This is a genomic window from Crossiella sp. NPDC003009, from assembly GCF_053591555.1.
Genome location: NZ_JBSFUA010000004.1, coordinates 275,590 through 291,101, shown reverse-complemented (window position 1 = coordinate 291,101; position 15,512 = coordinate 275,590). Strand labels below are relative to the sequence as shown.

The 15,512-nt window shown below is 66.4% G+C and carries 6 protein-coding genes; all 6 read right to left on the bottom strand.

What is annotated here, in order from left to right; genetic code table 11:
* Positions 1-140 precede the first annotated feature (140 nt).
* The 6 genes from drmC to drmD are packed head-to-tail and all read right to left on the bottom strand — an operon-like array spanning position 141 to position 15,496.
* Positions 141-959 carry a DISARM system phospholipase D-like protein DrmC gene (gene drmC, locus ACWDY5_RS07295; RefSeq protein ID WP_449721404.1) on the bottom strand — a complete coding sequence of 273 codons (819 nt, stop codon included), beginning with the start codon at positions 957-959 and terminating at the stop codon, positions 141-143.
* Positions 952-2,808, bottom strand: coding sequence for a DrmB family protein (gene drmB / locus ACWDY5_RS07290; RefSeq protein WP_449721403.1), 1,857 nt, complete (start codon positions 2,806-2,808; stop codon positions 952-954). Before drmB ends, drmC begins: the two co-directional genes overlap by 8 nt.
* Positions 2,805-6,353 (bottom strand): DISARM system helicase DrmA, encoded by a 3,549-nt coding sequence (drmA, locus tag ACWDY5_RS07285; RefSeq protein ID WP_449721402.1) that lies wholly within the window; start codon positions 6,351-6,353, stop codon positions 2,805-2,807. Before drmA ends, drmB begins: the two co-directional genes overlap by 4 nt.
* Positions 6,354-6,388: 35 nt before the next feature.
* On the bottom strand, positions 6,389-8,260 hold the full coding sequence (locus ACWDY5_RS07280; RefSeq protein ID WP_449721401.1) for a DUF262 domain-containing protein: 1,872 nt from the start codon (positions 8,258-8,260) through the stop codon (positions 6,389-6,391).
* Positions 8,261-8,294: 34 nt separating this feature from the next.
* The gene (locus ACWDY5_RS07275) at positions 8,295-12,320 is read right to left on the bottom strand and encodes an Eco57I restriction-modification methylase domain-containing protein (protein WP_449721400.1); all 4,026 of its coding nucleotides are present in this window, start codon (positions 12,318-12,320) and stop codon (positions 8,295-8,297) included.
* Positions 12,317-15,496 (bottom strand): DISARM system SNF2-like helicase DrmD, encoded by a 3,180-nt coding sequence (drmD, locus tag ACWDY5_RS07270; protein WP_449721399.1) that lies wholly within the window; start codon positions 15,494-15,496, stop codon positions 12,317-12,319. Before drmD ends, ACWDY5_RS07275 begins: the two co-directional genes overlap by 4 nt.
* Positions 15,497-15,512: the final 16 nt, after the last annotated feature.

Sequence of the window (15,512 nt, the reverse complement as noted above, 5' to 3'; positions counted from 1 at the left end):
ACGGACAGCGTCCGGTGCACGGCGGCGGTCCTCGTTCTTCTCACGAGTCCCCGAAAACGACGCGTAGCACCTCGATCGATCAGTGCGCGCCACCGCCCTGAACCTCGTCCGCAGGCGGGCGCGCCATCCAGCCGGTAAACCTATTCCGTCTGCTCCGGGCACTCTTCCAGCGTCTTACTGTCAATCAAGCGACGGAAGTGCCCGTCGAGCCTGCCAACGAGATCGGGATCGCGCAGAAGTACACCGACCTCCAGATTCCGACTGTAGGCTCGGTCGGTCAGATTAGCGCTGCTCAACAAGGCGCACCTGGCATCAGCGACAATGATCTTCGCGTGCAACGCGGGCCGGCTCTTCTGAACCGTGAGCGCGTTCAGTTCTTTCCGGTTCTGCGCCGGCCAGCGCCAGAACCGCGCGTGACCTCGAAGCGGGGCGAACACGGTCTCACCGGTCCGACCGCCGCTTACCGTCCCGCCTTGTTTCCACTTGCCCTCGAGCACGAAGTCGATACCGACGCCCCGTATGGCGGCGCGCTGCAACTCCTCGATCAGCTCGGCCATTCCGTGCGTCACATAGCTGACCAACAACACCCGGTCACGTGCTGAGGCAACCACCTCAAGCGCGGCCGGCCTGGTCAGCCGGGTCGGCGCATGAAAGTCGGTCGGACCGCTGACAACCAGGCTGGCCCGTCGGCTGTCGGTATCCCGATGAACATGCCCCGCGGCACGCAGCGCCAACGCGAGTGCGACGCCTGGCAGCTCAGGGCCGTGCCGCTGCCACACCTGGCGAAGCCTACGGGCCGTGGTAGTCGGCGCACTGGGTGTGCTCCTGGTGAGCGCCGACTCCACCTCCGATCCCACCGACGCGAAGTCGGTGAGCACGCTTGCCCAGATGTCGACCTGAGAGGTGGCCAGCTCACGAGCGATCTCGGCCAGTTCCGCGGCGAGTTCGGTCTCAGGCATGGAAGAACCCGCAACCATGCCCAGCGAGAGTGTCGACCAGCAGCGCCCGGTCGAGATACTGATTGCCGCGCTCGCAGGAGGTCTCCGAGGCGAACAGGCACGCGTGGCAGGCCGCACCGTAGAGGCGACCGTGCACGGTGGGGTCATGCTCGGCACACAACGGATCGGAGCTGCACAGTTCGGCCGATTCCAACGCCCGGCCGATCAGTTGCCCCAATTGCTCGGTTTCCCCCAGCGCCACCAGACCGCCGAGCGTGCCCTCGCTGTCCGGCGCGGCCGTGTACAGCAACACACCGGCCATGGGGTGCGCCCCTTCTTCGGCGTAGATCCGCTCCCCGATACCGGCGGCGCTGTAGCCGGACTCCAGCGCGAACTCGCGGATCAGAACATGGGCGAAGGTATGCAGCAGCAAGTAGCGAAGGTCTGGGAACCTGCCGCTCGGCAAGCGACGCTGCTCGCGCCATTTCCGGTGTCCGGGAAGCAACACGTCCTGCCTGCGACGCAGCACCGTGGCACGCTGTTCCCATTCGGCGATCGCGGTCTCGGTGAACTTCAGGAAGATGCCCTCGCCACGCAGTTCGGCGCACGGCGCCCAGGTCGGCCGTGCCTGCGAGAGCCTCACCTGCCGGTCGTCCTGGGTGTTGGACACCTCGAACTCTGGCGCGTCGATCCGGGTGAAACCATACAGCGCGGCCACTTCACGGAGGCGGGTCGCCAGCACCACTCGCTCCAGCCAACGCCCCATCCCCTTCGGCACTGGCTCCCCGCGGGTGGTGAAGTGGTCATGTTCGAGGCCGACCGAGTCGGTGAAAGCCCGCCACTCCGGCCGGAGCAGCTTGGTGGCGCCGAACTCCTCAGCATCATCGGCGTCACCTCCCGCATAACGCTCGATGGCCTCCCACGCTTTGTCTACACCGTGGGGCTCCAGCTCAGGCCAAAAGAACTGGGTGGGCAGGATCTGCTTGGCCACGTCACCGTCCAGTTTGGACAGTACCTCGATTCGCTGCCAGTGGTGTGCGATCAGGTGATCCACCGGATCGCGGTCCCGCGGCAAGGTGAATGCCCTGAGTTGCATGGGAAACCAGCTGTTGGTCGCGCCCAGCACCATGGTCCGAACCGGCTCCGAGCACGCGTCGAACGCGCCTAGATGCGGATGCCTGCCCCGGCAGGCGGGCAGGTTCTCCGCGGCATTGGTCCCGAATGCCTGCTCCATGCCCCGGTGCTTGGGCTCCTCGCACTCTTCGCAGCTCACGATCACATCGGATGCCTCACCGGTGCTGCCCCGCTCGGATAGGCGAAGTACGTGGCTGTTCCCGGAATCATCCTGATGCACGAAGTACGACCAGGGAAAGTCATCGAGGTGCCCGTTGGCGCAGGCCAGGACAAACCGCGCGGGGACCGCCGTCGCGGGTTTGCTGCCCCTGCCACCTCGGCAACGATGCCCGAACCGGGTGCGATCAGCTGACACTGGATCGGGAATGAAGTCGAACATGCCGGAGTCGGCCCGGCCCAGTCGGTTGCAGGAGGTGTTCGAGCAGCGCAGCCAACCGGGGAACAGGCCGACCGGGACACCCACCCGCGACCAGTCACCAAAGGGGTCCGGCGTTTCTTCGAGGTGTGGTGGTATCCGCAGCGCCTCGACCTGCTGACCGAGCTTGACCTGGACCGCGGCCAGTAGTCGATCTTCGACGACGGTGCGCGAATACTGTGGATCCCACTGATCCAGGCCGAGCATCACCACCGACAGGTTGGGCAGGTCGGCCACCGCGCCCACGCCGTAGGTGTGCAGCAACTGGTTCGGCCGAAGGCCGCCAACCCGGAGCTGCTGCGGATCCCTGCTTCCGGTCACGCCTCTGCCTCCTGCGTGCTCTGTGGCGGGGTCACCGTGGCCGGTCGCACAAAAGGCGGCTCGGGCGGCGGCGCCTTATCGACGGGTTGCAGCAGCAACGGCACGCTTGGTTCTACGTCACGCAGTGAGTTCGGGCAGGTGCCCAATCGCCATGCCTGCAGACCCGGCCGGTGCAGCAGGCCGTGTTCCGCGTCAACCTGTTGCGGTTGCCGGTACACCAGCTTGCTCGCCGGTTTGCCGCGTTCCTGTTCCCAGTGGTCGAGCCGGGTGTTCAGGAGATCGTCCACCCGCAGCCTGGTCGTCCGGCTCACCGCCTCTGCTCTGGTGGTGAGATGGCGGTAGATCTCAGCTGCGCGGTCGGAGGTCCTGGCGAAATCCTTGGCCCGGGTGTTGCCGTTGTACTGCTGCTCCAGATGCCGGACCAGCGAGGCGAGTACGCCGGTGAGGCCGCGGTCCAGCGCACGGTCGGCGAACGGGGTCACCGACAACGCCTCCACATACCGGTACAGCGTGGCGTGGAAATGGCCGAACCGCTCGTAATGCGACAGATCCCGTGGCCGCGCCCAGTTGTACACGGTGAACACAAGGCCGGGAGCTTTGTCCCGGCCGACTCGACTGGTGGCCTGGATGTACTCGGCGGTCGACTTGGGTTGGTTGGTGACTACCATCAGGCCAAGCCGGGACACGTCGACCCCGACCGCAATCATGCTGGTGGCTAGCAACACGTCGATGGGCTTGGGCTTTCCAGTGCCCTTGGCTCTGGGGAATCGGACCTCCAGCTGATCGAGGAGCGGCCGGATCCGGTCGGAGGTAAGCCGAGAGGTGAGCTCTTTCAGCTCAACGTCATAACGGCGAGCCAAGCCTCGCTGGTGCGCCTTGGTAAGTCGGCTGGACACGTCGTCCTCGACCAGGCGACGCATCCCACCAAGATCACGCAGACTGCTGAAATAGCCCACCAAGGTCATGTAAGGGTCAGTGACCTCGTTCTTGCCATACTTTTCATGGAGCTTCTGCGCAGCCCCGAGCAGCGACACATAGACCCGGATGAGGGTCGACTTGAGCCGAGTGCCGTGGGCGCAGATTCCGATGTAGCGCCGTCCCGGCTTGACCTCAGTAGGCCGTTGCCTGGCAAAGAAGTTGTCTTTCGCGGTAAGCCCTGGCGGCGGGAACACCGCGGTCTTGCGGTGGAACAACCGGTGCAGTTGGCGGTCCGCCCTGCGCACAGTTGCGGTGGAGGCGACAACCTTGGGCCGGATCCGGCTTCGAGAGCGCGGATGGTCCCACGAGCACAGCCGGTCGACCGCCGTCTCATACAGGCCTACCAGCGAGCCAAGCGGTCCCGAGATGAGATGCAGCTCGTCCTGGATGACCAGGTCCGGTGGCCGCAGCAGCGGCAGGCCGTGCTCGATCGCGCTGGCTTGCGCATTTGCCGTGGCCGGGTGGTTTGTCCCGCCACAGGACTCACCGACGAGGTCCTCGCTGAGGTAGCCGTGCCGTCGGCAGCGCTGGGTGACCCGGCCGAACAACGCAGTGGTCTCGCCCTTCCACGGGAGCTGGGCGAACTTGTCCACAGTCCCGATGAGCAGTGCGGGCGGATGCCGGTAGATCTCCTCGTCCACCACCAGGACGGGCAGGCCACGACGTTCAGCTGGATCGGGACAGGACTCGTAGGAGTGGCCGCCGAAGGGACAGCACACGTCCGGGCAGACCACGTAGGTGCGTCGCCGCACCATGTCGACCTCGATGCCGCGGCCGGGTTCGATGGCCGTGCCGCACCACGGGCAGTTGCTGAGCTGGTGTGGCGAACCACCGCCGTGCCGGACGTAGCTGCCCTTGCGCTGCTGGTTGACCCAGGCTTCGGCGCCCTTGGTGGTGTTGGGGGTGACTCGCCCACCGACCCACAGGCCGATCCGGAACGGGTTGCCACCCCAGCGTCCGGGGTCCTGCCTGCGCAGGGTCTCCGCGGCGCAGATCAGCGTGGTCGCCCGCTCGAACTGCTGGATGGTCAGCAACCGCAGCGTGTACCGCATCAGCACGGCCAGGCCGCCGGTCGCGTCGAACCCGGGCAGCACGGGCTGTAGTCGACGAATCGCCAGGGTGAACGCGGTGAGTCCAAGGTAGGCCTCGGTCTTGCCACCACCGGTCGGGAACCAGAGCAGATCGGCGAGCGCCGCGTGGTCTCCTTCGGTCCGTTCAGAGTGCGTGGGGTCGGCGAGCGAGGGCAGGTTGAGCAAAATGAAGGCTAGCTGGAACGGACGCCAGCTCCGGTTCCGAGGCAGGTCCACCGCACAGAGCGCGTCATCCAGCAGCTCCTCCGGAGTCTCCCGGCGACGAGCGGTGGCCATCGTGTGCACCCGCTGGAGGTACATGGCCTGATTAGCGAAGCCGAAGGCACTGCGTGCGTTGCCGTCGGTGGCCAGTGTGTTCAGGCCCGCCTCGATGCGGTTGGCCGCGCGCCGGGCGGCCGCGATCGCCTGCTTGGCTTGGGTGGCGTAGCCGTCGAGATGCTGTCCGGGGTCTCCGATCTCCGCCGCCCTGGCGTCGATCCACTGTCGGTACCCCGTGAGCAACGGCCGGACGCGGTCGAGCAGCACCTCGGCCGGACCATCGGCGAGCTCGGCGAGCTGCTTCATGTCCAGCACCACATCAGCCAGGAACGGCAGGTCGGGGTCCCGTTCCGGATCAGGCACGTCGGTGCTGGGCACCTCGAAGGCAGGCACCGTGCTGGTGCTGATCCGCAGCGCACGGGTCGGATCCTCTCCCGGGGCAGGCTGCACCCGCACGGCGGTTCCGCTGCCGACCGCGAACTCCGGGCCGAACCGGTAGGTCATGGCCAGCATCCGGCGTTCCTGTCGATCCTCCTCGTCACCGCCGGTGAACTGCTCGGGCCGCGGCCGAAACACCGCCTCGCCGCCCACGCCGGCCGCGGCGAGCGCCACCTGGAACAACCAGGCTGGCGCATGCCGCTTCTTCGGTTCCGGCTGCGGTTCCCGGTTTTCCAGGAACAGCGAGACCAGCCAGACGTCCTTGTGCCGCCGCGCCCTGCCGCGCACCACAACATTGGGTTGCTCGGGGGTGACGGCCAGGGCCGGAAGCAGTCCGTCAACCAGCGGCATCCGGACCTCGCCCGCCATCGGGAATCGTCGCCACACCGCGCGGCCTGCGGATTCCTCGCGCTCGGAGCGGACCTGCCGGTAGCGCCCCCATTCCGCGGTCACCAACAGTTCGGTGACCTCACCGGCGACACAGGCGGTAAAACCGAGCGCGGATGGGTTGAGACTGGGCACGTTAGGCGCGCTGGGCTCGGTGTCGGTGTCCGCGAGATCCCCGGCGGCGACCTCGGCGAGCTCGTCGTGGACCTCCGGCTCCACGACATCGCCCCGGGGAGCCAGTCTGCCGAGCGGGTAGCGGTCGATCGGGTTCTCCCCGGCGAACTCCTCCTCGGCGCCGCCCAGCGGGCCAAGCAGGTCGGCCAGCACGAGCTGCTGAAGCTCATCCCTAATGGCCGTCGCATCGGGCACGTCGAGAAGCCGGCGTTCAGTCACGGGGCTACGTTAGCGAGCCGGTCCGACACCAGGACTCAACCTGTCCGGAGGCCGGACTGCCCGGTCGAGTGACCTCGGGGCCAGATCGCCGCGATCGCCTCCGCCAGCGCCTGGCCGCGGGCCAGGATGTCCTGCTCTGTCCACCGATCGTGATGCAGGTTGACCAGTTCCTTGTTCAGCAGTAGCTGGCTGTGCCAGCTGAGCTGGGTGCGCTTGCCTTCCGCACCGGGTTTCACTTGCGCGGCTTCTTCGTCGGTCCACGGCAGGTTGGTCAACGACGGGTTGAGCTTGTCGGTTACCAGAGTCAGATTGCCCAGGGTGTTGACGAGCCGGTCGCGGGAGACACTGCCCTCCTCGTCGGCAACACCCGCATGCCAATGCGGTCGCCAGGACTTCGGCATGATGTGTTCGATCTGGAGGTTGCGCGGACAGGGCCGGTGCTCCGACTTGGCGGTGTACTTCCAGTCCTCGACGGCTTCAAGCACCATCCGGATCCGGCCCTGCTGCAGCGAGTTGTACAGCCTGGCCTCGGCGATGACAGGCACCAGTTCCTCGTCGGCCGGCCAGTAGCGGGAATCGGCCTCCTGCCCCAGGAGGAACTGCTCGGTCACCGCGCCCTCCTGGCCGGACTCCGCCTCGTTGAGCTCCTTGAGCAGGGCGACAACCAGCCGGTTGACATCCTTGGTGGTGCGACGGAGCAACATCCGGCGCACCACCCAGCTTTCCAACGCCGCCAGCGCACCGGCTCGGGACGCGTCGGACACCGCGTTCCGCTCGGCGAGCAGCCACAACAGCACGGGGGTCACCAGGCCCATCTGGAGGGCCTCGACGATCCGGTAGTAGAAGCGTCCTTCCGGCGAGCCGGGAGTGAAGTCGGCGAACCGCCGGAACTGGCGGGCATCGCCGCGCAGCTCAGCCAGCAGCTCCTCCGCAGCGGCGAGACTGTCGATGTCCCGATCCAGCGCGAACGTGCGGAAGCGGCGGAACACCTCATCGCTGGGCACGTCCTCCTGCAACCGCATGATCAGCCAGTACTGGAGGAAGATGTCGATCCGGGACCGGTTGTAGCGGCCCTGGGCGACCTGCTCGCGCCACCACGGTTCGTCGAAGTCGCTCCAGTACTCCCGTTCCCAGCCGTCGACATCCCCGCCGGCATCGGCGATGGCCTGGAACAGGAAGTTCTTCACCAGGTCGGTTGCCAGCAATGGTGTGCCGCGGTCGTTCAACGACTCGAAGATCATCTGCGGGTTGTCGGCTGGGCTGAGGTCGATCGCGACCAGTTGCAGGTGCCGCTGCAGCACAATGGTCAACGCGGTGAGCCTGCGTGCGGTGTCTTCGGGCGTTTCCGCTTCCTTGGCCCACTCCGCGGCTCGACCATGAAAGTATTGGTGAGCCAGGACAATCTGCGCGTCCTGGACCTCCTCGGTCACCTCGGCCTCGTCGTTCATCGCCGCGACGAAGGCCGGCTGGTCGATCCGGGAGGGCCAGATCTTGAAGACCTCTTCCGCCCGCTCGACCTTCTTGGGGTTGTTGAGCACCAGATCGCGCAACGCCTCCGACTCCCGTTCGAGATCATAGGAGTCGACGACCTGCTGGACGGCATCGATCAGGATCTGCAGCGTGGTGAGCCGCTGCTGGCCGTCGATCACATTGCAGGACTTGATGAATCCGGTCCCGGTGGCAACATGCTGGAGCACCACGGCGCCGAAGAAATGCGCGGGCACCGCGGAGACGGCGTTGCGGTCGTCGAGCACATCGAGCACCAGCTCCGCGGTGCGCGCAACGTCCTCCCACAACGGCTGCCACTGTTTCTCCTCCTCCCAGACGTAGGGGCGCTGGAAGGGCGGGATGACGTAGCGGATGTGCATCCCGAAGAGGTCCTCGGGCGTCTTGGCGTTGGCGTCCACGGCGGTGCCGTCTCCTTGCGCGGTCGATCAGTGGTCAGAACAGGGCGCCATCAGGCGGAAAAAGACCGTCGGCGAGCACCGGCGGCGCGGCCTTCGCCTTCTTGGCCTTGGCCTTTCGCTTCTCGCCCGGCAACCCCTTGGCGACTTCCTCGGCGTAGCGCTCATGGTTCAGTTCGAGCAGCCGGTCAAGCACCTCGACCTGAACCTCGGGCGCGATGGTGAACCGCAGTCCCTGGCGGGTCTCGTGGAAACCGTGTCCGAGGTCGAGATCGGTCCAGCCATATGCCTCGGCAACGGCGTTATCGACCTCGGTGTGGATCTCCCGCAACCGCTGGATCTCGTCGTCGTGGTAGCTGGAGTCGTGCACCAGGTTGTAGAGCTTGGTCAGGCCAAGTTGCCGTCCAAGCATCAATCCTTGCCGGAAGGTGTGCAATTCCTCGCCGACCTGATCCATCCGAGCGGTCAGCTTCGGCTGCGCGAAGGTCTCAAACCCGTCAGACGGCGTATACCGCGCATCCTTTCGGAGCGTGGACTCACCCTTAGTGGTCCACCAGGCAAAGTGGATGTTGCTCGACAGCAACGTCAGGTACGCATCCCGGTCAACCGCAAATGCTACGAGCGCATCGCTGATTACCTGCCTAGTCGACACGAACAGCGGCAAGCCAGTTTTGCTGACGCGAGCGATAACCAGAACACGATCGAGGTTAGAAATTTTCTCGTACAGCTCCATCGTAGGCCGAGTGAATCGCCACCAGATCTCGCGGCGCTGCCGGTCGGGGTTTCTGGCCCTATCGGGCTTAACATCGCGTTCAACAATCTCAAAACAGTCTCGATACTTCCGAGCCTCATCCAGTGACCAATCACGAAAGTTGATCACCCACCTAGCGGCCGAGCAGTCGGCGCGAGAGTTCAGATCCTCACCATTGAGGTATGGGAAGAGCACTTCCTCGTTGTTGGGATGGCGGTCGATAAGCAACCGCGCTTCCTCCGGAGGCATGATGAAGCCCGGTCCGTGGACATAGGAGCCGACGAACGACTGTTCGGCGTTCGCCACCAGCCGGTGCGGGTTACCCGAAGTGCGAGACCTCGGGTCCAGCGAGGGGGTGATTCCGGAAACTTGACGGCCGTCGAGGTTCGGCGCTTCGGACTGGCCGAGGTGGCCGACCCAGACGAGCGAGACCTCCAGCGACGCCTTACCGGGCCAGGGCTGCGACTTCACCGCGCGATACACGTTCCAGCCGCCACTGACGACTTGGTCGAGCCCGACCTCCCTGGTGTCACCCTGGGCAATCGTGTTGGTGGCGATGATGCCAACCCGTCCCTGCTTGCTGAGCTGAAGGTTGCGCAGCAGGAAGTAAGAACACAGGTCCGCACTGCCCCGCTTCCCGCTGGCGATCCAACGAACCAAGTACTCCCGCACGTCCGCTCCAATGGCGCTGGTCAGGCGCTGACCGCCAATGAACGGTGGGTTACCGACAACCGCGTCGAATCCACCGTCCTGAAAAACTTCCGGGAACTCCACTGGCCAATGAAAGGGGCGAATCGAGCGGTCACGATGACCACGAAGCCAACCCTGGACGGTGTCGCGGATATTCAGATGAGTCTGCGCGTCGACGTTGTCCGTCAGCAAGCCTTTCAGATCTTCGGCGATCCCGTAAATACGGTCGCCAAGATCCTCCTCATGGTCGTTGTCCTCATACCAGGGACCACCGCGAACCGCAGTGCTCAGCGCGGCGCCGGCCACCGCGTCAGCGGCCAGGCGCAGGTTCGCGGTGATGGACTCTGCCCGCCTGAGCAGCTCGGCCTTCTCCTCCGCATCGCGCGGATCCTGCACCACCGTGGCCTCGATACGCCTGCGCAGGCCGGCGGACTCCGAGAGCACCTCGTCGATGCGGTCGCGCAACGGCATGAGCAGGTGGCTGCGACTCGTCCAGCCATCACGGGCATCGAGGTGAATCGCCTTCACCTGTTCCTCGGACACCAGGCCCACCAGCGAATCGCCGCAACGCAGCGCGTGGTCCAGGAAGCCGAAGGGCTTGTTCTTGGCCAGGGTCACCAGCCACAGGGACAGCTTGGCCAGTTCCACCGCCATGTCGTCCCGGTCCACGCCGTACAGGCAGCGCGCCGCCACCAGCCTGCGGGCGGCAAGCGCCAGCCCGTCGCGATCGTCGCTTCGCGACAACGACTCCGCCACCGCGCGCGGCACGCCGTCCCGGTCCCACGCTTCCACCACCCGATCAGTCAGGTAGCGGCAAGCCGCGACCAGGAACGCGCCGGAGCCCATCGCCGGGTCGACGACCTTGAGACGCAACAACTCGTCGGCGGTCTTCGCCCGCCACACCTTGCGTTCCACCCCGTCAACTGGACCCGGTGTGAAGCACAGCGGGGCCAGGGTGTGCTCGACGACCTCGTCGGCCAGCTTTTTCGGCGTGTAGTGGGTTCCGGTGGTACGACGATCGCCGACCTGAGTGAACAACACCGAACCCGTGGGAAACACCATCGGCAGCTCACGCAGGTCCAGTCGAAGCAGGCCCCAGAACGGGAGCAGGCGGTCCGCGAGCTGCTGGTCGTTGTCGCAGGCGGCGCCGAGGTTGCCGAGTGCGCTCGGGTCCGGGGCAGCCGCCAGTGCCTTGTCCAACTTCGCCTTGGTCAGGCCGGTCAGCTCGCGCAGCCAGGCGTGGAAGGTGTCCTGGTCCTCGGTGGCCATCCGTTCCAGCTCGGCCACCGGGATTTCCGATTCCCACTTGCCGATGAGACCGGCATGCGGTTCGTCCACCTTGAGGCAGGAGAACTCCAGCAAGCCTTCGTAGACGTGACCGATCTGCTCGACGTCCAGACCGGCATAACTGAGCCTTTCCGCACCGCTGCCGTGCTGCAGCACCAGCAACGCGTCAAGCATGTGGTGCACGACCCGGTCACTGACCAAGGCCCCGGCGAGCCAGTCATGCGGCCGCGGATCGAACAGCGAGCCGCCGTAGGCAGGCACCCGGAGGTCGGGGTGTTCGCAACCGTCGTGGATGGCGGTGAACAGTGCGAGCAACCGGGGCCAGGCGGCCTTTCGGCGATCGCTGATCTCCTCGCCGTGATCGTCACGATCCTTTTGCAACGCGTTGTACAGGGTGGCCACGGAATAGGCGTTGGCGTAGACCTCGTCGGTGACCGGCAGCAGCCGGTGTTCCTCGGCGTAGAGCAGGAACACCAGCCGCATGAGGACGGTCAGCGCGGAGCGGTAGATATCCCGTTCCGGCACCGCACGGAGCAGTTCCCCTGCGGACTCGCGGTCCAGGCGGGCGAGTTCGGCGATGAACAACTCCACCGCCTGCTTGACCTGATTGCCCAGGGTGGTGGTGACCTGAGCTTGGGCGGCCTGGCTCCGCACGAACAGCCCGGCGAGGCTGTCCGTCGCGGTGCCGTCCGGCGCGGTCGGGGGCGGCAACACGCGACCGGCCCGGAGCAGGGTGGCGAAGGCGCGCAGCAGGTCCGGTTCTTCCCACCACAGGTCGGCGTCAAAGATCGCGACGCTGGTCGGCTCGCCGGCGACTGCGTGCACAAGCACCCAGAATTGCCCGTTGGACAGCACCGCGAGCGGCACCTTGGTGTCGCGGCACAGCTGCGCCGCACGTTCGGCCAACGCGGGTGCTCCCTCGGCCGGGCGGGTCAACGGTGCCTTCGCCGGGCGCAGGTACAGGTGCAGCCGTGGAGTCCGCCCGGACGGGCCAGGGCCATAGGCCACCGCATCGGGGCGGAAGCCAGGGAACTCCACGTCGAGCGCGGTGCCCCTGGCCAGCACTCCGGGCTGATACTCCAGCAACCGGGCCAGGACCAGTTCCTGCCAGGACGGGTTCGCGAGTGCCGGCTGTGCCTCTCGCTCCAACCACGCCTGCCGCAACTCTCCGCGGAGCTGTTTCGAGACCGTCTCCAGCCCCTGTGGGAACGCGGAAAGCAGGGTGGTCAGGGCCAGGAACGGACCGTCCGGCCGCAGCATGCCGAGCCATTGCTCGTGATGCTCGCCAGTGCTGGGCAGCCGTGGGCGATGATTCTGGGCACGGGTGGCGGTCATCGCGCTCCTCTCGCGATGGCCGCGGGCACCAGGAAGGTGACCGCGGCCGGGAACCAGCGTGGCGTCGGGTCGGCGTAGCGGCGACGTAGTGCCTCGGTCTCCCGCTCGCGCTGATCCGGGATGGCCTCCAGCCGCGCGGTGAGTGCTGCACGATCGGCGCGGAGCTGGTTCTGTTCCTCGTCCTCGAAGAGAGTCGGCTGTTGGGCCACCGGGTTGTACAAGGCGTCCCGGATCGAATCGTGCAGCTCATCCAGCACAGTCTCGATCGCGGCGATCTCCTCCACGCACCGTTTGGTCAGGTTGGCGTGCATGCTCCGCACACGATCAGACGAGCGGGCGTTGAGCAACCGGACCAGCGGCTCGCTCAGGTTCGGCCACAGCGCAGCCAGCTCAGTGCGGATGCTCTCGGGCACCTGGTCGGCCGACGCCGCCGCGAGCCAGCGGTCCACTTCATCCTTATTGGCGCGCTTCAGTTTGCCTTCCTCGATCAAGCCACCCGCGGTGATGACCTCCTCGTGCAGCCGGGTGCCTTCGGCTCCGGTGACCACCACTCGGCCGTGCGCCACCACGGCCGGCGTGCGCAGCAGGTCGCCGGGCACGATGCGGGCGGTGACCCGGCTCAGCTTGGCCGCGCCCGGCTGATCGCGGGCCTGCGCCCATAGCTCGGCCCTGAGCAGTCGAAGGCACATCTCCACCAACCGGTGTCCCAAGTGGAGCAGCACGACATCCGTGCGATCGCCGATGGCATCCTGGTCGAAGGTGACCAGGCGCTCCTTTCCAGTGACCGGATTCTTCAGGCCAGTGTCCCTGGCCACCGCCCAGGTCCCTGGCAACGCGGGCAACCAGAAGACCGACGAGGGGAATCCAGGTGGGGCGGTTGCCGGGATCAGGTCCTTGCGATGCGCCAGTTTCAGTGCGGTTCGCACGACCTGTTCGATCGTCTCCGGGGTCAGGTCCAGCTCCGTCCGACTGCCTGCGAGCGCCTCGGTGAGGCGCTGCAGCTTGGCCGCCAGGTCCCGCTCCACCCGGAGCCGCGCCTTGCCTGCCCGGGTGGCGATCTGTGCCTCGGCATTCTGCCAATCCGCTGGTCGGCCAAGCATCTTCCGCTCCACCTGGGCCGCCAGAATATCGCCCGCGCTGCCGAGATCCGCCCGGATGTTCTCCACCTTGTCCGCGACCATGCGCAGGAAGGTGAGTTCGTCCTCCAACGTGCCCTCGTCGAACTCGCGGTCCTGCCAACCCGCCGGCACGAAGTGACGCACCTCGACCACCGCCGCCCGCTGACCGTGCCGGTCAACCCGGCCGTTGCGCTGTTCCAACCGGTTGGGATTCCACGGGATCTCCCAGTGCAGCACCCGATGGCAGTGTCGTTGCAGGTTGATGCCCTCACTGGCCGAATCGGTCGCCAGCAGCACCCGGACCGGATGCAGGTCCGGATCCTCGGTGAACAGGTTCTTGATCTGTTCCCGCTCCTCCGGATCCTGGCCGCCGTAGAGCAACGCGATGCGCTCCTTCGGGTACTGGGCGGCAAGCAGACGCTCGAACAGCCAGAGCTGGGTGTCCCGGTACTCGGTAAAAATGATCACGCGTTCAGGCGTCCAGTCCGCTGCTGGACCAGCGGGGCACACGATCGGCTCGAGCCAGCTCCGCAACGCGGCCAGCTTGCCCCCCTGCCGATCGGTCGCCGACCGGCCCCAGCTTTGCAGGTCGGTGAGCATCCGCCGTTCCTCGGCGGTCAGCGGGCGAGACCCGCGGCGGACCGCGGTCAGCACCTCGTCCTCAGCCTGGCGGTACCCGTCCTCGGCCGCATCGCTGTCCTCGATGGACTCTTCGACCCGCTGGAACAAAGTCGGCAGCACGCGCTGGGTCGCTGCTGAGGCGGCTACCTGATCTTCCTTTTCGGACATCGTTTTCAGGTGTGCCTGCACGGTGTTGGCGAATGCCTGTGGAGAGGAGAACAACCGGCGCTTCAGCAGAGTGGTCACGAAATCGGCCGCGGCACGTGCGGACTTGGTTCCGCCGGTTCGCCGGCTCTCGGCGTACGCGTTCAACAGCCGATGGGCGTCCTGCTCGTCTGCGGAGTAACCGACCTCCAGGTAGTCAAGATCGCGCCGGGCGAACCGCGACTTGCCGTGCCAGTCCTTGGGCAGCTCGTGCTTCATCCGCCGCACCATCACCCTGGCCAGTTGCTCCGGGTTGGGCGGAACCCCACGCGCGAATCGCTGGTCGTCCAGTAGCTCCAGCAGTGCGGTGAAGGACTCAAGGTAGCCGTTGTGCGGAGTGGCGGACAGGAACAGCCGGTGCTCACAGTGGGGAGCCAGTTCGCGAATCGCCCTGGTGCGGTCGGAGTCCACCGGGTACTGACCACGACCGGCAGGGGCGCACGTGTGCACCTCGTCTACCAGGAGCAGGTCGATCGCCCGCGGGTACTTCGCCGCCGCGGGCAACACCTCGCGCAGCAGGCGCATCGGGCGTTCCCGCTTGAGCCAGTCGATGCTGACGATCAGCCGCGGATGATGGGTCCACGGGTTCACGTATAGCCCACGGGACCTACGCAGCTCCTGCAGCAGGCGGCGGTTCACGATCACGAAGTCGAGACCGAACTTGTCCCGCATCTCTTCCTGCCACTGCCGAGTCAGGCCGGCCGGGCAGACGATGAGCATCGTGCGAGCCCGGTGCCGCAGCATCAGCTCCTGCATCACCAGGCCGGCCTCGATGGTCTTGCCGAGGCCCACGTCATCGGCGATGAGCAGGTTGGTTCGCGGCATGGACAACGCGCGCACGACCGGATCGAGCTGGTAGTCGAGGATCTGCACACCCGAACGGAAAGGCGCCTGTAGGGCGGTCACATCCGCCGAGGCGATGGCGCCCCAGCGCACCGCGTGCAGGAAGGCATCCAGCTCGGCGGGCTCGTCGAACCCGTGTTCCGGACTGGGCAACACGGTCGAATCGTGGGCCCTGGCCCCGGTCTCCAGCTCCCAGACGACCCGCAGTTCCTCGCCGCGCGCGTCGTCCTCCACGCTGACCAGGCTCACCAGATGCGGCGCTCGGCCGGTGAACACGCTCGGATCGCTACTGGCCACCTCGCCGCGCAAGACATCAGCGGCAACCCACGGGCGATTCCGCACGGTCACCAGCTGGCCGGGCGCAGGCACGGCTGTGCCCTCTCCTGTCATGTCAACCCCTCCCCAA